Origin of the sequence: Pseudomonas cucumis, from assembly GCF_030687935.1 — a bacterium.
In the GTDB taxonomy this organism is placed as follows: domain Bacteria; phylum Pseudomonadota; class Gammaproteobacteria; order Pseudomonadales; family Pseudomonadaceae; genus Aquipseudomonas; species Aquipseudomonas cucumis.
Map to the genome: position 1 here is coordinate 5,393,598 of NZ_CP117454.1, position 18,414 is coordinate 5,412,011.

Genomic DNA, 18,414 nt, shown 5'->3' on the forward strand with positions numbered 1-18,414 from the left:
AATATCCACTCACTTGCGAGAGATCATCATGAGCAAAAAGCCATCCAGGAATGGCCCCAACAAGGCCAAATCCATCATCGCCCAGCCACTGTTCCGCAGCCGTCAGGAACGAGCCGGCAAGGGCAAAGGCAGCTACCGCCGCGAAGCCTTCCAGTCTAATAGCTGGGAGGCTTCTTACTTTCTGGCGGCCTGAAAGGCAAGCCATCGCTCAACATGTTAAGGTCTGCACCTGATTCGTATCCTCTGGACCTGTGCATGCCCCTTTGTCTTTCCCGTCGTTGGCACGTTCGCCAACTGATAGCTGCCTCCAGCCTCGTTCTGCTTGTCGCCTGCGCGGAAAAACCTACCGCCGCCGACGCCCAACCGCTTCAGACCCGCACCGTTGCGACGGCCCCTGCGATCATTCCGCCGGTGGTTCCAACCGGTGAAAATCTCGATATCCAGCCTACCCAGACCTTTGCCGAATGGCAGGCGGGTTTCCGTAAAGACGCCCTCGCCGCCGGTATTCGCGCCGACCTGTTCGACCGCGCTTTTGCCAATGTCAGCGTGGATGACAGCGTGATCCGTGCCGATCGCAGCCAACCGGAATTTACTCGCCCGGTGTGGGAATACCTCGATGGCGCGCTGTCGCCGCTGCGGGTGCGCAAAGGTCAGGCGCTGGTCAGCCAGTACGCCAACATCCTGCAAAGCATCGAGCAGCGCTACGGCGTCGACCGTCAGGCATTGGTCGCGGTATGGGGCATGGAGAGTAATTTCGGTCAGTTCCAGGGCAACAAGTCAGTGATCAACTCCCTGGCGACCCTGGCCTATGAAGGTCGACGTCCGGGCTTTGCTCATGCGCAGCTGATTGCTGCCCTGCAAATCCTGCAACAGGGCGATATCGAACCCGAGAAAATGCTCGGTTCCTGGGCCGGCGCCATGGGGCAGACCCAGTTCATTCCCACGACCTATAACACCCATGCCGTGGACTTCGACGGTGATGGCCGTCGCGACATCTGGAACAGCTCCGCTGATGCATTGGCCTCGACCGCGCACTACCTGCAAAGCTCTGGCTGGCAGAAAGGCCAGCCATGGGGCTTCGAAGCGCAATTACCAAGCGGCTTCGATTACGCCCTGGCCGATGGCGCGATTCGCAAGAGCATTGCCGAATGGCGACAATTGGGCGTCACCCTGCCCAATGGCGCCCAGGTTCCGGCAGGCTCCGAACACCTGTCGGCCGCCCTGCTGCTGCCCGCTGGCTATCGCGGCCCGGCGTTCCTGGTCCTCGATAACTTTCGCGCGATCCTCAAGTACAACAACTCTTCGTCCTATGCCTTGGCCGTTAGCTTGTTGTCGGAGCGTTTCAATGGCGGTGGCCTGATCAGCGGTCTATGGCCAAAAGATGACTTGCCTCTGAGCCGTACCGAGCGAATCGAGCTGCAAAACTTGCTGAGCGCCCAGAACTACGACGCGGGGACCGCCGACGGGATTATTGGCGCAAATACTCGCAAAGCGATCCGCAGCGCCCAGCAGTCGTTTGGCTGGCCGGCGGATGGTTATCCGACGCACAAGTTGCTGGAAGGGTTGCGTAACCGCTAGAAGCCTCGCGGGCAGGCCTCGCTCCTACAGGATCTGGTTCACCATGATTTTCGCGGTGCACAAATCCCTGTAGGAACGAGGCTTGCCCGCGAAGACTGACTATCAGGCGCTAACGAACTACCGCCTGATCACCACATCCTGCTCCAACACCAACGTCTTGTCCCCCGCATCCAGCCTGACCAGCGCGCCCATCGGCAGCGTCAAATTCGGATCACAATGCCCGCTACGCCATCCGGATAGCACCGGTATTCGCAAAGGAGCAAAGGTCTGCTTGAGCAACCTCTGCAGTGCAATCGCATCAACCCCCGCCACATCCCCCACCAGAACCCCGCGCAGCTTGTGCAGCGTGCCCGCCAGACGCAAATGAGTCAGCAACCGGTCAATGCGATACAGCGGCTCGTTAATGTCTTCGATGAACAGAATGACGCCCTCGGCTTCGATCTCGTAAGGCGTGCCCATGGTCGCGGCGATCATCGACAGATTGCCCCCCAGCAAACGTCCGTGAGCGATGCCGGGCTCGATTGTGGTCAATGGCCAGGCCACCGGATGAGAAAGCACACTGCCCGCCTTTACCTGCCCGCGCAGCATGTTGAAAAACGAGAACTCAGTGGGTTGCTGCTTGTCACCCAGCAGATCGGCGTTGAGCATCGGACCGTGAAACGTCACGAAGCCTGCATAACGGCTGATGGCCAAGTGCAGCGTAGTGACGTCGCTGTAGCCGATAAACGGCTTGGCGTTGCTGCGCAGTAATTCGAAATCGATGCGATCGAGCAAACGCGGCGTACCGTAACCGCCACGCAGACAGATGATGGCATCGACCTCGCTGTCGGCGAATGCGCCGTGCAAGTCATTGAGCCGCACATCATCGCTGCCGGCCAGATAACCCTCTTGCTCATAAGCGCCGGGAAACACGCGCAGCGAATAGCCGCGAGCGCGCATCCAGGCAATGGCTTTATCGGTGTCCAGCGCTGCGGGGCCGGCGGGCGCGATCACACCGATCAACCCTGCAGGCGGCAAGGCCGGAACGGGAGCGTGAGGACAAAGGGTGTGGGTCGGTCGAGCAGTCATCCATGATTCTCCCTGTGAGCGTTTCAGCACACAGTAGTCAGGAACGGGAATAAACAGAAGAGGGTCAATCGCACCACAGCGCGCAGGAAAAGTCTGCAATCGCCGCAGGCACTGCTAAAAAAAGGCCCGCAAGGCCTGAGAAGCCTTGCGGGCCTTTTTTGCTCTCACAGCAGGGTCAGGACGACATCAGCTCGGCCTTGACCAGTTTCGCCTGCTCGTCAGCGTGGTAGGAGGAACGTACCAGCGGACCGGAAGCGACGTTCTTGAAGCCCATCTTGTAACCTTCCTCGGCAAACCAGGCGAAGGTGTCCGGGTGCACGAAGCGCTGGACCGGCAAGTGGCTGCGGGACGGTTGCAGGTACTGGCCCAGGGTCAGCATGTCGATGTCGTGTTCGCGCATGCGCTTCATGACTTCGATGACTTCTTCGTCGGTTTCGCCCAGGCCCAGCATCAAACCGGATTTGGTCGGAATGTGCGGCATCATCTGCTTGAAGCGTTGCAGCAGGGTCAGCGACCACTGGTAATCCGAACCCGGACGCGCAGCCTTGTACAGGCGCGGCACGGTTTCCAGGTTGTGGTTGAACACATCCGGCGGCTCGGCGGCGGTGATTTCCAGTGCGACGTCCATGCGGCCACGGTAGTCCGGAACCAGGGTTTCGAGCTGCACGTTCGGCGACAGTTTGCGGATTTCGCGGATGCAGTCGGCAAAGTGCTGGGCACCACCGTCGCGCAGGTCGTCACGGTCTACCGAAGTGATTACCACGTACTTGAGTTTCAGGTCGGCGATGGCAATGGCCAGGCTTTCCGGCTCGTTGGCGTCCAGTGGTTTCGGACGACCATGGCCGACGTCGCAGAACGGGCAACGACGGGTGCAGATGTCACCCATGATCATGAAGGTCGCGGTGCCGCCGGAGAAGCACTCGCCCAGGTTCGGGCAGGACGCTTCTTCGCAAACGCTGTGCAGCTTGTGTTTACGCAGCAGGGCCTTGATGCGGTCGACCTCCGGGGAAACCGGGATGCGCACGCGAATCCAGTCAGGTTTCTTCGGTAGTTCAGTGGTCGGGATGATCTTCACCGGGATGCGTGCAACCTTCTCGGCGCCGCGCAGCTTGACGCCGGCTTCAACCTTGGCACGCGGGGCCGGACGCTCGGTGACATCGAGCGTCGGGATCATGGTTTGCACTGCATCAGTAGTCATATCAGTCGATTCCGCCCGTTAGGGTCGTCTGCTCAGCATAGTCGAGGTGTTTGACGAGCTGCGCGCGCAGCCGGGCACTTACCTCGGCAAATTCAATCGGTCCTGCGTGATCGCGCAGCTGGGTCATTGCCAGCCCGGCGTAGCCGCAGGGATTAATCCGTCGAAACGGTTCCAGGTTCATATCCACGTTCAAGGCCAGGCCATGAAAGGAGCAACCGTGGCGGATCCGCAGACCCAGAGAAGCGATCTTCGCGCCATCGACATAGACACCCGGCGCATCCGGCTTGGCCACCGCGGTCACGCCGTAGCTGGCCAGCAGCTCGATCAGGCATTGCTCCATGCGGCTGACCAGGTCACGCACGCCGAACCCCAGCTTGCGCACGTCCAGCAACAGGTAGGCCACCAATTGGCCGGGACCGTGGTATGTCACCTGACCACCGCGGTCGACCTTCACCACCGGAATATCCCCCGGCAGCAGCAGATGCTCAGCCTTGCCGGCCTGGCCCTGGGTGAACACCGGCGGGTGTTCCACCAGCCAGATCTCGTCGGCGGCATCGCTGCCGCGTTCGTTGGTGAAGCGCTGCATGGCGTGCCAGACCGGCTCGTAAGCCATCTGGCCGAGTTCGCGAAAGCCCAGCGTGCCAGACATCACAGCACCATGTGCACGAAGCCGGTAGCCCGCAGTTCGCTGTTGATGTTGTACAGCTGGTCCTGGTCGGTGGCGATGATGTGCAACTGGATGGTCGTGTACTTCCCGTTGGTACTCTGCCGTTCGGCAAAGGTTTTATGGTCAACGGTCGCGTGTTTCTCAAGGATTGCGATGATCTTGTCCTTGAAACCCACGCCGGTGTCGCCGATTACCTTGATCGGGTAATCCGCGCAGGGGAATTCGATTTTTGGCGCCTTTACTTCAGTGTCTGTCATGGCGTAACGGCCTCGTAAGCCGTGGCAACGGACATGGCCCCGCTCCGGATTGGAACAGGGCCATGCAGGTCCACACTAATTCAGTTGAACAAGCCGTAGAAGAATAGACGGATGCTATCCCACATGCGGCGGAAGATACCACCCTCGTCGACTGCGTCCAGAGCGATCAGGTCGGCGCTGTGCACCACCTTGTCGTCCAGCTTCACTTCGACTTTACCGATCACATCGCCCTTGGCGATTGGCGCGACCAGTTGCGGGGTCATGGTCATGCTGGCGGCGAGCTTCTTCAGCTGGCCTTTTGGCAGGGTCATGGTCAGGTCTTGAGCCAGGCCGGCCTTGACTTGATTGGTGGTGCCTTTCCAGACAGGAGCCTGAGCCAGCTCGGCGCCTTTCTGATAGAAGGTCTGGGTTTCGAAGAAGCGGAAACCGTAGGTCAGCAGCTTCTGGGTTTCAGCAGCACGGGCCACTTCGCTGTTGGTGCCGAACACCACGGCGATCAGGCGCATGCCATCACGTACCGCCGAAGACACCATGCAGTAGCCGGCTTCGTCGGTGTGACCGGTTTTCAGACCGTCGACGGTCTTGTCACGCCACAACAGCAGGTTGCGGTTAGGCTGCTTGATGCCGTTCCAGAAGAACTCTTTCTGCGAGTAGATCGCGTAGTGAGCCGGGTCTTCGTGGATGATCGCGCGAGCCAGCACCGCCATGTCGTGAGCCGACGAGTAGTGCTCAGGGTTTGGCAGGCCGGTCGGGTTCATGAAGTGGCTGTTGGTCATGCCCAGGTCGGCCACGGTTTTGTTCATCATGTCGGCGAACGCGTCTTCGCTGCCGGCGATGTGCTCGGCGAGCGCAACACTGGCGTCGTTACCCGACTGAATGATGATGCCGTGCAGCAGATCACTGACGGTGACTTGCGAACCCACCTTGATGAACATCCGCGAACCGCCGGTACGCCAGGCGTTCTCGCTGACGGTCACCGGATCGTTTTCGCCGATCTGGCCGCGACGGATTTCCAGGGTCGCGATGTACGCGGTCATCAGCTTGGTCAGGCTTGCCGGCGGCAGACGCTGGTCACCGTTGTTCTCCACCAGCACGTTGCCGCTGCTGGCGTCCATGAGTACGTAGGCTTTGGCGGCCAGTTGCGGTGGCGACGGCATCATCTCGACCGCGAAAGCGGCAGGCGAGAGGAGCAGCGGGACTAGCAGGCACAGGCGTTTGGCAAAGGTGGTGATGTTCATCCGTCTCTCGAAATCGCTAATGGAAACTGCCCTCGCGGGCAAAACTAATCAGACAACCCCTAACGGGCCGTCGCGTGTTCAGTTGCTCACTCTGTAACCCTTGCCGGGCTTTTGTTCTTCAACGAGCCAACAACCCGGTTCGCCCCCCAAACCGCAAGCGAACCGTCAAACAAGAACCAGGTATTACTCGGCGCTGACCAGGCTCGGCGAACCGAGATTGGCCAGCCGCACGCTGTTCTGCACCTGCTGGATTTCACCCGCCGAGCCGATCGGCCCCAGGCGCACTCGATGCAGTGTCTGTTGGTTACGCACGATCGAGCTGATGAACACTGGAGCGCTCACCATCCCGCTGAGCTTCGATCTCAGGAGTTCTGCAGCGTCCGGGTTGGCGAACGCGCCCACCTGCAGATACTGGCCAGAGGCTGGTACAGAAGCGTTTTTTTTTGCATCGATCTGCACGGGTACAACGGCCGCGGCGTGTTGCTGCGGCGGTGGCGTCCACTGCTCGACGGTGCCGGCCGAGGCCGTAATCACCGGAGCGCTATTTTGCGCAACTTTCGGCTCGTCAAGCATCAACGGTGCCGGACGGCCCTTGGCTGCCCACCATTGCTGCGGGTCGATGCCTTCGACCTTGACCCGCGCCGTGCCGGTTTCAGCGTAGCCGAGCTTCTTGGCGGCCGCGTAGGACAAGTCGATGATCCGGTCCGAATAGAACGGGCCGCGGTCGTTGACCCGCAGGATCACGCTCTTGTTGTTGTCCAGGTTGGTCACCCGAACGTAACTTGGCAGTGGCAAGGTCTTGTGCGCGGCGCTCATGCCATACAAGTCATACACCTCGCCGTTGGCGGTGTTCTGACCATGGAATTTGGTGCCGTACCAGGACGCAGTGCCCGAGGCCACGTAGGTCTTGGATTCTTGCAGCGGGAAGTAAGTCTTGCCCAGCACGGTGTACGGGTTGGCTTTATAAGGACCGCTGTGCAGGGTCGGCGTGGCATCCGGGATGCGCGATACGTCGACGTCCCACCAGGGTGCGCCATCCTTGTGAGCCCGGTTGATATCCAGGCCCGGTGCCGAACGAACGGCAGTCGGGGACTTCTGAGCCGGCGCACGGCTGGTCGAACAACTGGCGACCAGGACCGTCAACGCGGCAAATGCCATGAGCTTCAGGGGTTTATTCATAGGCAATGCCCGCATTACTTGACGCCCCGTGCTTGGACCAGCTGTTCAGACAGTTGATGTACGGCCATGGCGTACATCACGCTGCGGTTATAACGCGTGATTGCGTAAAAATTCGTCAGGCCCATCCAGTATTCGGGGCCATTGTCACCTTCCAGGCGGAAAGCCGTGACCGGCATATCATCGCGCAGCGCATCATGACTCGACCAGCCCAGCGCCCGCAACTCCCCGACGGTTTTCGTCGGCTCGATGCCTGCGGTCAAACCTTCGTCTACCTGATCGCCACGCACATCGGCGCGACTGACCACAGGTTCGCCGGCGCCCCAGCCGTGACGCTTGAAATAACTGGCAACGCTGCCGATGGCATCATCCGGGTTGGTCCAGATATTAATGTGGCCGTCACCGTCGAAATCCACCGCATAGGCGCGAAAACTGCTCGGCATGAACTGCGGCAAGCCCATGGCCCCGGCGTAGGAGCCTTTGAGGGTCAACGGGTCGACCTGCTCCTCGCGGGCCAGCAGCAGGAATTCACGCAATTCCTTGCGAAAGAATTCGGCACGGGGAGGATAGTCGAAACCCAAGGTCGACAAGGCATCGATCACCCGGAAATTGCCGGTATTTCGACCAAAGAAGGTCTCGACGCCGATGATCGAGACGATCACCTGCGCCGGCACGCCATATTCCTGCTCGGCACGAGCCAGGACCGCTTCGTGCTGACGCCAGAAGTCCACACCACGGGCGATGCGCGCATCAGTGATGAACATCGGGCGATATTCTTTCCACTTTTTAACCCGTTCGGCGGGTTTGGAGATCGCGTCCAGAATCGACTGTTTGCGCTCGGCTTCGCGGAACACGCCCATCAGCTGTTCACCGGCAAAGCCATAGTCGCGGGTCATTTCACCGACGAACTCGGCCACCTGGGGTGAGCCTTCGTAATCGCCGGCCCACGCTTGCTGCGCGGTACCAAGGATGCTTACCAGGCCGACCCACGGTGCGTATCGAGTCGCCCAGCCACGCATTGCTTGCATTGAAATCTTCACCTTATTCAAACCTGTGCGATCCACTTACGATGGGTATGGATCGACATCAAAACCCCAAACGCTGACAGTAGCGTCACCAGCGAAGTTCCTCCGTAGCTAATGAACGGCAACGGCACCCCCACAACCGGCAACAGGCCACTGACCATACCGATGTTGACGAAAACGTAAACAAAAAACGTCATGGTCAGGCTGCCCGCGAGCAATTTGCCGAACAATGTCTGCGCCTGGGCGGTAATCACCAGCCCGCGACCGATCAACAACAGGTAAATCAGCAACAGTGCGCAGATGCCCACCAGACCGAACTCTTCGCCCAGCACCGCAATAATGAAGTCGGTGTGGCTTTCCGGCAGGAAGTCCAGGTGCGACTGAGTGCCAAGCAACCAGCCTTTGCCGAACACGCCACCGGAACCGATGGCGGCTTTCGACTGAATGATGTTCCAGCCGGTACCCAGCGGATCGCTCTCCGGGTCGAGGAACGTCAGGACGCGCTGCTTCTGGTAGTCGTGCATCACGAAGTACCACATGGCCACAGACACCGGCACGGCGGCAGCAATCACGCTGAGAATCCAGCGCCAGCGCAAGCCGCCCATGAACAGCACGAAGGCGCCACCGGCGAGAATCAGCAGCGACGTGCCTAGGTCGGGCTGACGCACAATCAGAATGAACGGCAACCCGATCAAAAACAGACTGACGCCCACATGCTTGAGCTGTGGCGGCAAGGAGCGCTTGGCCAGGTACCAGGCGATGGTTGCCGGCATCAGGATCTTCATGAATTCCGAGGGCTGGAAACGGATCACCCCGGGAATGTTAATCCAGCGCGTGGCACCCATGGCGTTGTGGCCCATGACATCCACCACCACCAGCAACAGCACGCCGATCACATAACCGACGGGCACCCAGCGGGCCATGAAGCGCGGCTCGAACTGGGCGATGACGATCATCGCTACCAGGCCAATGCCGAAGGAAGTCGCTTGCTTGGCCAGCAGATCCCAGCTTTTGCCGCTGGCCGAATACAGCACGAACAGGCTGCCGGCCGCCAAGGTCAGCAGCAGGATCAGCAACGGGCCGTCGATGTGCATGCGTTGCAACAGCGTCGCACGGCGACGCATCACATCCTCGCTGGAGAGGATGCGATCGAAATTACTCTTCACGGGCCGTAGCCTCCGCACTGATAGGGCTGGCGTATTCGGCTTTCAGTCGGCCGTCCTGGTCCAGGAGCCAGGCGTCCATGACTTGACGCACCACAGGCGCGGCGACGCCGGAGCCGGACTCGCCGTTCTCGACCATCACCGACACTACGATTTTCGGGTTTTCGGCCGGGGCGAAGCCAACGAACAAAGCGTGGTCGCGGTGGCGTTCCTGAACCTTGGAGCGGTCGTACTTCTCGCCCTGCTTGATCGCGACCACCTGAGCCGTACCACTCTTGCCGGCAATCCGGTATTGAGCACCGATGGATGCCTTGCGCGCGGTACCGCGGGCACCGTGCATCACCTGCTGCATGCCGTGGTTGACCTTGGTCCAGTCCGACGGGTCGCGCAGGATGATGTCCGGCATCGGATTTTCGTCCACCGGCTTCGCCCCTTCGAGGGTCTTGGCCAAATGCGGACGATTCCAGACACCTTTGTTGGCCACCAGCGCCGTGGCCTGGGCCAACTGCAACGGAGTGGACTGCATGTAGCCCTGACCGATCCCGAGAATCAGCGTCTCACCCGGGTACCAGGCCTGACGACGGGTCGCGCGCTTCCATTCCCGGGTTGGCATCAATCCCGGCGACTCTTCGAACATGTCGAGGGAGACCTTCTGGCCAATGCCGAATTTGCTCATGTAGGCCGACAGCCGATCAATCCCCAGCTTATGGGCCAAATCATAGAAGTAGGTGTCGTTGGACCGCATGATTGCCGTATCCAGATCCACGTAACCGTCGCCGGTACGGTTCCAGTTACGGTATTTGTGATCGTAATTGGGCAGTTGGTAGTAACCGGGGTCGTAGACCCGGGACGACGCCGTGACCACACCCGCATCCAGGCCGGCAATCGCTACCGCCGGTTTAATCGTCGAACCCGGTGGGTACAGACCGCGCAACACGCGGTTGAACAGCGGCCGGTCGATGGAATCGCGCAGCTCGGCATAGGCCTTGAAGCTGATGCCGGTGACGAACAGGTTCGGGTCGAAACTCGGCTGGCTGACCATCGCCAGCACTTCGCCAGTGCTCGGGTCCAGCGCCACGACCGCGCCACGGCGACCACCAAGCGCGGCTTCGGCGGCTTCCTGCAATTTGATGTCCAGGCTCAGGACAATGTCCTTGCCGGGAATCGGATCGGTACGCTTGAGTACGCGTAATACGCGGCCTCGTGCGTTGGTTTCGACTTCCTCGTAACCCACCTGGCCGTGCAACTCGGCCTCATAGAAGCGCTCGATGCCGGTCTTGCCGATGTGGTGGGTGCCGCTGTAGTTGACCGGATCGAGCGACTTCAGCTCTTTCTCGTTGATCCGCCCCATGTAACCCACCGAGTGCGCAAAGTGCGCGCCCTGCGGGTAATGGCGCACCAGTTGCGCAACCACTTCCACACCGGGCAGGCGGAACTGGTTCACCGCGATGCGGGCGATCTGCTCTTCGGTCAGCTCGAACAGGATTGGCACCGGTTCGAACGGCCGGCGCCCCTGACGCATGCGCTTCTCGAAAATCACCCGGTCTTCGGGCGTCAACTCGAGCACCTCGACGATCACGTCGAGCACTTGCTGCCAGTTGCCGGAGCGCTCGCGGGTCATGCTCAGGCTGAAGCTCGGCCGGTTGTCGGCCACCACCACGCCATTGCGGTCGAAGATCAACCCGCGAGTCGGCGGAATCGGCTGCACATGGACGCGGTTGTTTTCCGACAGGGTCGAGTGGTACTCGTACTGGATCACCTGAAGGAAATACAGCCGCGCGATCAGCACGCCAATCAGCGCCACCACTGCAATGGCCCCGAACACGACGCGGCCACGCACCAGACGGGCGTCTTTTTCGTGGTCCTTGATGCGGATCGGCTGGGGCATGAGGGCAGAACTACTTGTGGTAAGGGTGGCCGGACAGGACTGTCCAGGCACGATACAGCTGTTCGCCGATCAGAATCCGCACCAATGGGTGCGGCAGCGTCAACGGCGACAACGACCAGCGTTGATCCGCCCGGGCACAGACTTCCGGCGCCAGCCCCTCGGGGCCGCCGACCATGAAATTCACCGTGCGCGAGTCCAGCCGCCAGCGATCGAGTTCAACCGCCAGTTGCTCGGTGCTCCAGGGCTTGCCGTGGACTTCGAGGGTGACAATGCGCTCGTTCGGCCCGACCTTGGCCAGCATGGCTTCGCCTTCCTGACGGATAAAGCGCGCCACATCGGCGTTCTTGCCCCGGGTGTTGAGCGGAATTTCCACCAGTTCCAGCGCCAGCTCGGACGGAAGACGCTTGGCATATTCATGCCAGCCTTCTTCCACCCATTTGGGCATGCGTGAACCGACGGCGATCAGTCGCAGTCGCACAGCGGTCCCTTATTGCTGGTCTTTGTTGAGCTTGATGAAATGCTCATGGGTGTTTTCCGGGCTGTGGTGCGCGGCGCTGCCGGCACGGCTCTGCTCGGCACCCTGCCACAAACGCTCCAGGTCATAGAACTGGCGAGCGCTGGCAGTCATCATGTGCACGATGACATCGTCCATATCCAGCAACACCCAGTCGCTGTCGCCCTTGCCTTCTTCGCCCAACGGTTTGACGCCCTGAGCTTTGACCGCCTCGCGGACCTTATCCAGCATCGCGCCGATCTGGCGGTTGGAAGTACCGGTAGCGATGATCATGAAATCAGTGATGCTCTGCTTTTCACGAACGTCGATCACCAGAACATCCTGGGCCTTGACGTCTTCCAGGGCCGCTACGGCAACCTTGACCAGCTCTTCGCCACGCAGCTCCGGGCCGGTATTGGCCACTACTGGCAGCGGAGCGCTCTTGAACGTGCCCTTGCGCTTTACTTTGTTTACGTCTTTGTCAGTCATATAAAACTCGTTTTGCTCGTGTGTTCGGGCGCTTCGATACACGCGTTCACGTGCCTTGAAGCGCGCCCTTTTTCAGTTCGACGCACGGTAGAGTCCGTGCGCATCGATGTAGGCCAGGACCGCGTCGGGCACCAGGAAACGTACCGACTTACCGCTGGCCAGCAGTTGACGGATCTGGGTGGCGGATACCGCGAGCGGCGTCTGCCAGACGAATGCAATCTGTCCGCTCGGCCCTTTGAGGGCCAGCGGGTCGCTCACCGAGCGCGCTGCCAGCAGGTTGCGCAAGGCATCCGGCGGTTCGCTGTCGGCATCCGGGCGTTGCAGCACCAGGATGTGGCAATGCTGGAGCAACTCTTCCCAGCGATGCCAAGTGGGCAGGCCGCAAAATGCGTCCCAGCCCAAAAGTAGAAAAACCTGGTCCGGGGCGGCCAGTTCGGCGCGCATCAGTTCCAGGGTGTCGATGGTGTAGGACGGTTTGTCCCGCTGCAATTCGCGGGCGTCCACCACCAACGGTGGCACACCGGCCACCGCGCACTTGACCATCGCCAGACGGTCCTTCGCCGACACTTGCGGCGTACCCCGATGAGGCGGCCTGGCGCTGGGTGTCAGACGTAACTCATCGAGCGCCAGCGATTCGGCGACTTCCAGCGCACCGCGCAAATGGCCGATGTGCACCGGGTCGAAGGTCCCGCCCAGTACGCCAATACGTCGAGGCTGGGGCTCGCTGGCGGTCACTTGGGCTGACGGGTCGAAGTCGCCCAAGTCAGACCGACTCCTGGCCGCGCAACTGACCGTCACCGACCACGATGTACTTCTCGCAGGTCAGCCCTTCGAGGCCCACCGGGCCGCGGGCGTGCAGCTTATCAGTAGAAATGCCAATCTCGGCACCCAATCCGTATTCGAAGCCATCGGCGAAGCACGTCGGGGTGTTGATCATGACCGAAGACGAATCGACTTCAGCCACGAAACGCCGGGTGTCGGCCAGATTTTCGCTGACGATCGAATCGGTGTGATGGGAGCCGTACTTATTAATGTGCTCAATGGCCTGATCCAGACCGTCGACCACGCGGATCGAGAGGATCGGCGCCAGGTATTCGGTGTGCCAATCTTCTTCGGTGGCAGCAACGGCCTCGATGATCACCCGGGTACGCTCGCAACCGCGCAGTTCGACGCCTTTTTCGCGGAACTGGGCAGCCATCGACGGCAGAAACGCCTTGGCAACCGATTGATCGACCAGCAAGGTTTCCATGGCACCGCAGATGCCATAACGGTAAGTCTTGGCGTTGAACGCGATGCGCTGGGCTTTCGGCAGATCGGCGTGGGCACTGACGTAGACGTGACAGATGCCGTCCAGGTGCTTGATCACGGGCACGCGGGCATCGCGACTGACCCGTTCGATCAGGCCACGGCCACCACGGGGCACGATGACATCAACGTATTCCGGCATGGTGATCAGCGCGCCAACGGCGGCACGATCGGTGGTTTCGACCACTTGCACCACGGCAGCGGGCAGTTCGGCCTCGGCCAGACCGCGCTGGATGCAGGCGGCAATGGCACGGTTGGAATGAATCGCCTCGGAGCCGCCACGCAGGATGGTCGCATTGCCAGACTTCAGGCACAGGCTGGCGGCATCGATGGTCACGTTCGGCCGTGATTCGTAGATGATCCCGATCACGCCCAATGGCACGCGCATCTTGCCGACCTGGATACCCGACGGGCGATAACTCATGTCGCGGATCGCACCCACCGGGTCCGGCAGTGCCGCGACCTGACGCAAACCGACGATCATGCCGTCGATGCGCTCCGGGGTCAGTGCCAGACGTTCCAGCAGAGCAGGCTCCAGACCATTGGCGCGGCCGGCGGCCAAATCCAGTTCATTGGCTGCGGTCAGCTCGGCGCGTGCAGCGTCCAGCGCATTGGCAGCCGCCTGCAAGGCGCGGTTTTTCTGCGCGGTGCTGGCACGGCCGATCACGCGGGAAGCTTCGCGGGCGGCGCGACCCAAACGGGTCATGTAGTCAAGAACGGACTCAGTCATGGTCTGCAATGGTCTTTGCTAAGGTCTTGGTAAAGAGTAAAGCGGCAGATTATAGCTGTCGCGTCCCGGGACTAACAGCGGTGACGGGCGGATGGTCGAAATGGAGCGCAATTTGCCGACGTTCAGCCGTGATTAAGCTGCATATTGTTATCATCACCACTCAATCAGCCCTGATAAACGCTGTTCATCATGACCAACCTGCCTGTTTCTGCGTCCGCTACGCGCCAGCCCAACGGGCTGCCGGATGCATTTTTCGACCGCGATGCGCAAACGCTGGCCCGGGATTTACTGGGTAAAATCATCCGTCATCGGGTCGGCGACCTGTGGCTCAGTGCCCGGATCATCGAGACCGAAGCCTATTACTGCGATGAAAAAGGTAGCCACGCCTCCCTTGGCTACACAGAAAAGCGTAAGGCTTTGTTTCTGGATGGCGGCCACATCTATATGTATTACGCCCGCGGCGGTGACTCCCTGAATTTCAGTGCCCAAGGGCCGGGCAACGCGGTGCTGATCAAATCTGCCTATCCATGGGTCGATGAACTGAGCGGGCCGGCAAGCCTGGCGCAGATGCTGCTAAACAATCCCGACGCCCAGGGCCGCCCTCGCCCCTCGCAAAAGTTGTGCGCCGGGCAGACATTGTTGTGCAAGGCGCTGGGGCTGAAAGTGCCGGTCTGGGACGCCAAACGCTTCGACCATGAAGTGCTGCTGGTGGAAGATGTCGGGCCAGCGCCCGGCCACATCATCCAGACCACACGCTTGGGCATTCCCCACGGGCGCGACGAACATTTGATGTACCGCTTCGTTGATGCGGCTTACGCACTTTACTGCACGCGCAACCCACTGCGCCGGGGGCAAGTCGAAGGTCGCGATTATTTTTTTCTGACTTGATGATGGAAAAATCCATTGTGGGAGCGAGCCTGCTCGCTCCCACATGAGACCTGTAATGTTTTGAAGATTGCGCTCGCCCCTTGGACCGATTGATTATTCGATGGAGTTGTTTTTATGGGCCCATGGCTCGATAGCGTGACCGGTTGGCTGACGGTCAATCCTCAGTGGCTGGCCGCGGCAGTGTTCATAGTGGCTTGTGTGGAATGCCTGGCAATTGCCGGGCTGATCGTGCCCGGCACAGTGTTGCTGTTTGCGGTGGCGGTGCTGGCCGGCAGCGGCGCGTTGTCATTGGGTGAAACGCTGTTACTGGGTTTCCTCGGCGGGGTGCTGGGCGACATCGTTTCGTACTTTTTAGGGCGGCATTTCCACCAGAACATCCGTCGCCTGCCGGGGTTGCGCCATCATCCGGAATGGATGGCCGGAGCCGAGGCTTATTTCCAGCGTTACGGCATCGCCAGCCTGTTGGTCGGACGTTTTATCGGCCCGCTGCGGCCAATGTTGCCGATGGTCGCCGGGATGTTCGACATGCCGTTCCCGCGCTTCGCCGTCGTCAGCCTGTTGGCTGCCGCGGGCTGGAGCCTCGCCTATCTCCTGCCGGGCTGGGCCACCGGGGCGGCGATTCGCTTGCCATTGCCGGAAGGTTTCTGGCCTGAAGCAGGGATTGTCGCCGGCAGCATTGCGGTGATGGTCGGTCTGAGCGCAAACAGCAGCCTGCGCCGCCATCGCCGGGCGACCATCTGGATCAGCAGCATGAGCCTGTTGATCCTGATCGGGCTGTTCATCGGCTACCCGCACCTGACCGCCCTCGACCAAGGATTGATGACCCTGATACAGGAACACCGCAGCCCGGCGCTCGATGAAGTGGCCGTGGTGTTCACGCTGATCGGTGAATTCCGCAACATGTTCATGATCAGCGCGCTGCTGACAGTCTTGCTGCTGCTGACACGACAATGGCGGCATGCGATCTTCGCCGGCGGCACTTTGCTTTTCACCGCTTTGGGCAACACCGCAACCAAGCACTTTTTCGCCCGTGTGCGCCCGGAGGTGCTGAGCGATCCACTGACCAGCTACAGCATGCCCAGCGGCCATGCCTCGGGCTCTTTCGCGCTGTTCCTGACGCTCGCGGTGCTGGCGGGGCGCGGACAACCGCCGCGGATGCGCCTGACCTGGTTATTGGTGGGCTGCTTGCCGGCGCTGACGATTTCCTTGTCACGGGTGTACCTGGGCGCGCACTGGCCGACTGATGTACTGGCCGGCGCGATGCTGGCGGCGTGCGTGTGCGCGGTGAGCCTTTGGCTGACTCAACGCCAGACTTCGCTCAACGCCATGCCGCCGAAAATCTGGTGGCTGGTATTACCGTCGTTGGTGGCGTTGTTCGGTTTCTTTGTGTTGAGGCACATGCCGCATGCGATGTTGCGGTATGCGTACTGAAGATCAAAAGATTGCACCTGTAGCAGCAGCCTCGCAGGCTCGACAGCTGCTACGGGCTGCGATCTTCTAGCGGACGTCAGGCAAACAACTCACCCTGCAACTCATCCAGCAACGCCTGAATCGCATCCAGCCGTTGCTGCGGATCATCGAGTTGCAACAGGTCGATCTTGTCCTTCTCGGAGAACGGCAACAGGTACGCCAACTGATTGGCCAGCGACTGTTGTCCCGCAGCTTCAGTGCCCATGCTCAACGCTTCGACCATCGGATGTTCCGCCAAGGCCTTGAGCAGCGCGACCAGGTCGGCGTCTTCATCCTGCAGCGGTTGTTCGGGTTCATCTTTGAGCCACTCGACTTCGGCGACGATCAACTGGTCGCGCTGCACCTCGGTGCGCACAACGTGGAAACGCCGCCCACCCTTCACCCGAATGCCCAACAGGCCGTTGTCCTGCTGGTGAAAATCGGTGATCAGTGCTTCGCACCCCACCCGTGCGTAGCCTTCGGGAGCGATGCCGACTTCTTCGCCGTCGAGGATGCACACCACGCCGAAGCCGCCGCCCTGTTTCATGCAGCGACCGATCATGTCCAGGTAGCGCGCCTCGAAGATCTGCAAGTCGAGGATGCAGTCCGGAAACAGCACTGTGTTCAGCGGAAAAAGCGGCAAACTCATAGACATTTCCTTACACCACCATCGACACCGCCAACGGCAGGAACACCGCCGTGGCTACGCCCATCAGACTCATCGCCAGCGCCGCGAAGGCGCCGCACTCTTCACTTTCCTGCAAGGCCACCGAGGTGCCGACCGCATGGGCGGTCATGCCCAGGGCCATCCCACGGGCCTCCGGGCTGTGGACACCGAGACGGGTCAAAAGACTCGGCCCGAAGATCGCCCCGATCACCCCGGTAATCAATACGAACACCGCCGCCAGCGCCGCGACGCCACCGATTTGCTCCGCCACCAGCATGGCAATCGGCGAGGTGACCGACTTGGGTGCCATGGTCATCAGGATCATGTGTTCGGCGCCGAACCACCAGCCCAGCAGTACTCCCATGCCCGTGGCGACCACACCACCTATCACCAGCGTAGTAAATATCGGCCAGAACAACTGCCGGATCCGCCGCAGGTTGAGGTACAGCGGTACCGCCAGCGCAACAGTGGCCGGCCCGAGCAAGATACTGAGGATCTCGGTGCTCTTACGGTATTCGGCGTAACTCAGGCCGCAACCGACCAGTACAGCGATGACCAGCAACATGGAAACCAGTACCGGTTGCAGAAAAACCCAGCGGGTTTTCTCAAACGCTGCCAGCACCAACTGATACGCCCCCAGCGTAATGCCGATACCGAACAATGGATGATGAATCACCGACGCCCAGGCGCCGTGCCAATCGAACATCATTGGCCGTCCTCGTGATGAGCGTGACGCTTGACCATGCGCTGCATCAGCACGCCGGCGAAGGCCATCGACAGCAGCAGCGACAACACCAGCGCACCGGTGATCGCCCAGAAATCCGCGGCAATGTCGGCGGCGTAAACCATCACGCCCACCGCCGGCGGCACCAGCAGCAACGGCAGATAACGCAACAGGCTGCTGGCCGCGAGGTTCAGCGGTTCGCCGACTTGACCGCGAATAATCAGATACCCCAGCAGCAACAGCAGGCCAATGATCGGCCCCGGCAACACCAGCAAAAACAAATGGTTGAGGGCGGTGCCGAGCAATTGAAAAAGCACCAGCCAGGTCAGGCCACGTAACAACATCCATCATCTCCCGCGCGCGTTCCCCAAAAGAAGGGGCCCGACATTATAAGCATGCCAACGCTATGAA

General features: G+C 60.6%; 20 protein-coding genes. 4 read left to right on the forward strand and 16 right to left on the reverse strand.

From position 1 onward, the window contains the following. Positions 1–28 precede the first annotated feature (28 nt). A complete protein-coding gene (arfA, locus tag PSH97_RS24475) occupies positions 29–193 on the forward strand; it encodes an alternative ribosome rescue factor ArfA (protein WP_052967114.1) in 165 nt (54 codons plus the stop codon). Between the two features lie 62 nt (positions 194–255). Beyond that, positions 256–1,578: a lytic murein transglycosylase gene (locus PSH97_RS24480; protein WP_305447024.1), complete on the forward strand. Its 1,323-nt coding sequence runs from the start codon at positions 256–258 to the stop codon at positions 1,576–1,578. Positions 1,579–1,695: 117 nt separating this feature from the next. Here the strand turns inward: PSH97_RS24480 and PSH97_RS24485 are convergent, their stop codons facing one another. The 13 genes from PSH97_RS24485 to PSH97_RS24545 all read right to left on the reverse strand — a co-directional run bounded on the left by PSH97_RS24485 (position 1,696) and on the right by PSH97_RS24545 (position 14,275). Further along, complete coding sequence (locus PSH97_RS24485; protein WP_305447025.1) at positions 1,696–2,646, reverse strand: S66 peptidase family protein; 951 nt, start codon at positions 2,644–2,646, stop codon at positions 1,696–1,698. A 175-nt stretch (positions 2,647–2,821) separates the two neighbouring features. Further along, the gene (gene lipA, locus PSH97_RS24490; protein WP_407682161.1) at positions 2,822–3,844 is read right to left on the reverse strand and encodes a lipoyl synthase; all 1,023 of its coding nucleotides are present in this window, start codon (positions 3,842–3,844) and stop codon (positions 2,822–2,824) included. Between the two features lies 1 nt (position 3,845). Further along, on the reverse strand, positions 3,846–4,493 hold the full coding sequence (gene lipB / locus PSH97_RS24495; RefSeq protein ID WP_105343620.1) for a lipoyl(octanoyl) transferase LipB: 648 nt from the start codon (positions 4,491–4,493) through the stop codon (positions 3,846–3,848). Beyond that, a complete protein-coding gene (locus PSH97_RS24500; protein WP_305447026.1) occupies positions 4,493–4,768 on the reverse strand; it encodes a DUF493 domain-containing protein in 276 nt (91 codons plus the stop codon). The genes lipB and PSH97_RS24500 overlap by 1 nt, the downstream gene beginning before the upstream one ends. Before the next feature lie 80 nt (positions 4,769–4,848). After that, positions 4,849–6,006 carry a D-alanyl-D-alanine carboxypeptidase family protein gene (locus PSH97_RS24505; RefSeq protein WP_305424989.1) on the reverse strand — a complete coding sequence of 386 codons (1,158 nt, stop codon included), beginning with the start codon at positions 6,004–6,006 and terminating at the stop codon, positions 4,849–4,851. Between the two features lie 183 nt (positions 6,007–6,189). Further along, positions 6,190–7,200, reverse strand: coding sequence for a septal ring lytic transglycosylase RlpA family protein (locus PSH97_RS24510; RefSeq protein ID WP_305447027.1), 1,011 nt, complete (start codon positions 7,198–7,200; stop codon positions 6,190–6,192). Further along, a complete protein-coding gene (gene mltB / locus PSH97_RS24515) occupies positions 7,200–8,210 on the reverse strand; it encodes a lytic murein transglycosylase B (protein ID WP_305447028.1) in 1,011 nt (336 codons plus the stop codon). The genes PSH97_RS24510 and mltB overlap by 1 nt, the downstream gene beginning before the upstream one ends. A gap of 17 nt (positions 8,211–8,227) precedes the next feature. Further along, complete coding sequence (rodA, locus tag PSH97_RS24520) at positions 8,228–9,331, reverse strand: rod shape-determining protein RodA (protein ID WP_305449866.1); 1,104 nt, start codon at positions 9,329–9,331, stop codon at positions 8,228–8,230. Positions 9,332–9,362: 31 nt separating this feature from the next. Next, the gene (gene mrdA / locus PSH97_RS24525) at positions 9,363–11,258 is read right to left on the reverse strand and encodes a penicillin-binding protein 2 (protein ID WP_305447029.1); all 1,896 of its coding nucleotides are present in this window, start codon (positions 11,256–11,258) and stop codon (positions 9,363–9,365) included. Between the two features lie 10 nt (positions 11,259–11,268). After that, positions 11,269–11,736, reverse strand: coding sequence for a 23S rRNA (pseudouridine(1915)-N(3))-methyltransferase RlmH (gene rlmH / locus PSH97_RS24530; protein WP_003185785.1), 468 nt, complete (start codon positions 11,734–11,736; stop codon positions 11,269–11,271). A gap of 9 nt (positions 11,737–11,745) precedes the next feature. After that, positions 11,746–12,240, reverse strand: coding sequence for a ribosome silencing factor (gene rsfS, locus PSH97_RS24535; protein WP_038981377.1), 495 nt, complete (start codon positions 12,238–12,240; stop codon positions 11,746–11,748). A 72-nt stretch (positions 12,241–12,312) separates the two neighbouring features. Further along, the gene (gene nadD, locus PSH97_RS24540; RefSeq protein WP_008009047.1) at positions 12,313–13,002 is read right to left on the reverse strand and encodes a nicotinate-nucleotide adenylyltransferase; all 690 of its coding nucleotides are present in this window, start codon (positions 13,000–13,002) and stop codon (positions 12,313–12,315) included. 1 nt (position 13,003) lies between these two features. Beyond that, complete coding sequence (locus PSH97_RS24545) at positions 13,004–14,275, reverse strand: glutamate-5-semialdehyde dehydrogenase (RefSeq protein ID WP_305447030.1); 1,272 nt, start codon at positions 14,273–14,275, stop codon at positions 13,004–13,006. 189 nt (positions 14,276–14,464) lie between these two features. On the opposite strand from PSH97_RS24545, the gene PSH97_RS24550 reads away from it, so the two are divergent. Both PSH97_RS24550 and PSH97_RS24555 read left to right on the forward strand, forming a co-directional pair. After that, positions 14,465–15,163: a DNA-3-methyladenine glycosylase gene (locus PSH97_RS24550; protein WP_305447031.1), complete on the forward strand. Its 699-nt coding sequence runs from the start codon at positions 14,465–14,467 to the stop codon at positions 15,161–15,163. A gap of 114 nt (positions 15,164–15,277) precedes the next feature. Then, positions 15,278–16,594: a bifunctional DedA family/phosphatase PAP2 family protein gene (locus PSH97_RS24555; protein WP_305447032.1), complete on the forward strand. Its 1,317-nt coding sequence runs from the start codon at positions 15,278–15,280 to the stop codon at positions 16,592–16,594. A gap of 76 nt (positions 16,595–16,670) precedes the next feature. Here the strand turns inward: PSH97_RS24555 and PSH97_RS24560 are convergent, their stop codons facing one another. Genes PSH97_RS24560 through PSH97_RS24570 form a run of 3 tightly spaced genes read right to left on the reverse strand, consistent with a single transcriptional unit; the run spans position 16,671 to position 18,347 of the window. After that, the gene (locus PSH97_RS24560; RefSeq protein WP_305447033.1) at positions 16,671–17,261 is read right to left on the reverse strand and encodes an LON peptidase substrate-binding domain-containing protein; all 591 of its coding nucleotides are present in this window, start codon (positions 17,259–17,261) and stop codon (positions 16,671–16,673) included. Positions 17,262–17,271: 10 nt separating this feature from the next. Continuing rightward, positions 17,272–17,988, reverse strand: a complete 717-nt coding sequence (locus PSH97_RS24565) for an LrgB family protein (RefSeq protein ID WP_305447034.1) — start codon at positions 17,986–17,988, stop codon at positions 17,272–17,274. After that, a complete protein-coding gene (locus tag PSH97_RS24570) occupies positions 17,985–18,347 on the reverse strand; it encodes a CidA/LrgA family protein (RefSeq protein ID WP_305447035.1) in 363 nt (120 codons plus the stop codon). The genes PSH97_RS24565 and PSH97_RS24570 overlap by 4 nt, the downstream gene beginning before the upstream one ends. Positions 18,348–18,414 lie beyond the last annotated feature (67 nt).

Coding starts and splice junctions, on each gene's coding strand:
- lipB (WP_105343620.1), bottom strand. CDS start 4,493: ATGTCTGGCACGCTGGGCTTTCGCGAACTCGGCCAGATGGCTTACGAG.
- PSH97_RS24570 (WP_305447035.1), bottom strand. CDS start 18,347: ATGTTGTTACGTGGCCTGACCTGGCTGGTGCTTTTTCAATTGCTCGGC.
- PSH97_RS24480 (WP_305447024.1), top strand. CDS start 256: ATGCCCCTTTGTCTTTCCCGTCGTTGGCACGTTCGCCAACTGATAGCT.
- PSH97_RS24510 (WP_305447027.1), bottom strand. CDS start 7,200: ATGCGGGCATTGCCTATGAATAAACCCCTGAAGCTCATGGCATTTGCC.
- PSH97_RS24555 (WP_305447032.1), top strand. CDS start 15,278: ATGGGCCCATGGCTCGATAGCGTGACCGGTTGGCTGACGGTCAATCCT.
- PSH97_RS24485 (WP_305447025.1), bottom strand. CDS start 2,646: ATGACTGCTCGACCGACCCACACCCTTTGTCCTCACGCTCCCGTTCCG.
- PSH97_RS24550 (WP_305447031.1), top strand. CDS start 14,465: ATGACCAACCTGCCTGTTTCTGCGTCCGCTACGCGCCAGCCCAACGGG.
- PSH97_RS24505 (WP_305424989.1), bottom strand. CDS start 6,006: ATGAACATCACCACCTTTGCCAAACGCCTGTGCCTGCTAGTCCCGCTG.
- rsfS (WP_038981377.1), bottom strand. CDS start 12,240: ATGACTGACAAAGACGTAAACAAAGTAAAGCGCAAGGGCACGTTCAAG.
- PSH97_RS24500 (WP_305447026.1), bottom strand. CDS start 4,768: ATGACAGACACTGAAGTAAAGGCGCCAAAAATCGAATTCCCCTGCGCG.
- PSH97_RS24545 (WP_305447030.1), bottom strand. CDS start 14,275: ATGACTGAGTCCGTTCTTGACTACATGACCCGTTTGGGTCGCGCCGCC.
- PSH97_RS24565 (WP_305447034.1), bottom strand. CDS start 17,988: ATGATGTTCGATTGGCACGGCGCCTGGGCGTCGGTGATTCATCATCCA.
- lipA (WP_407682161.1), bottom strand. CDS start 3,844: ATGACTACTGATGCAGTGCAAACCATGATCCCGACGCTCGATGTCACC.
- mrdA (WP_305447029.1), bottom strand. CDS start 11,258: ATGCCCCAGCCGATCCGCATCAAGGACCACGAAAAAGACGCCCGTCTG.
- PSH97_RS24560 (WP_305447033.1), bottom strand. CDS start 17,261: ATGAGTTTGCCGCTTTTTCCGCTGAACACAGTGCTGTTTCCGGACTGC.
- arfA (WP_052967114.1), top strand. CDS start 29: ATGAGCAAAAAGCCATCCAGGAATGGCCCCAACAAGGCCAAATCCATC.
- mltB (WP_305447028.1), bottom strand. CDS start 8,210: ATGCAAGCAATGCGTGGCTGGGCGACTCGATACGCACCGTGGGTCGGC.
- rodA (WP_305449866.1), bottom strand. CDS start 9,331: ATGCGTCGCCGTGCGACGCTGTTGCAACGCATGCACATCGACGGCCCG.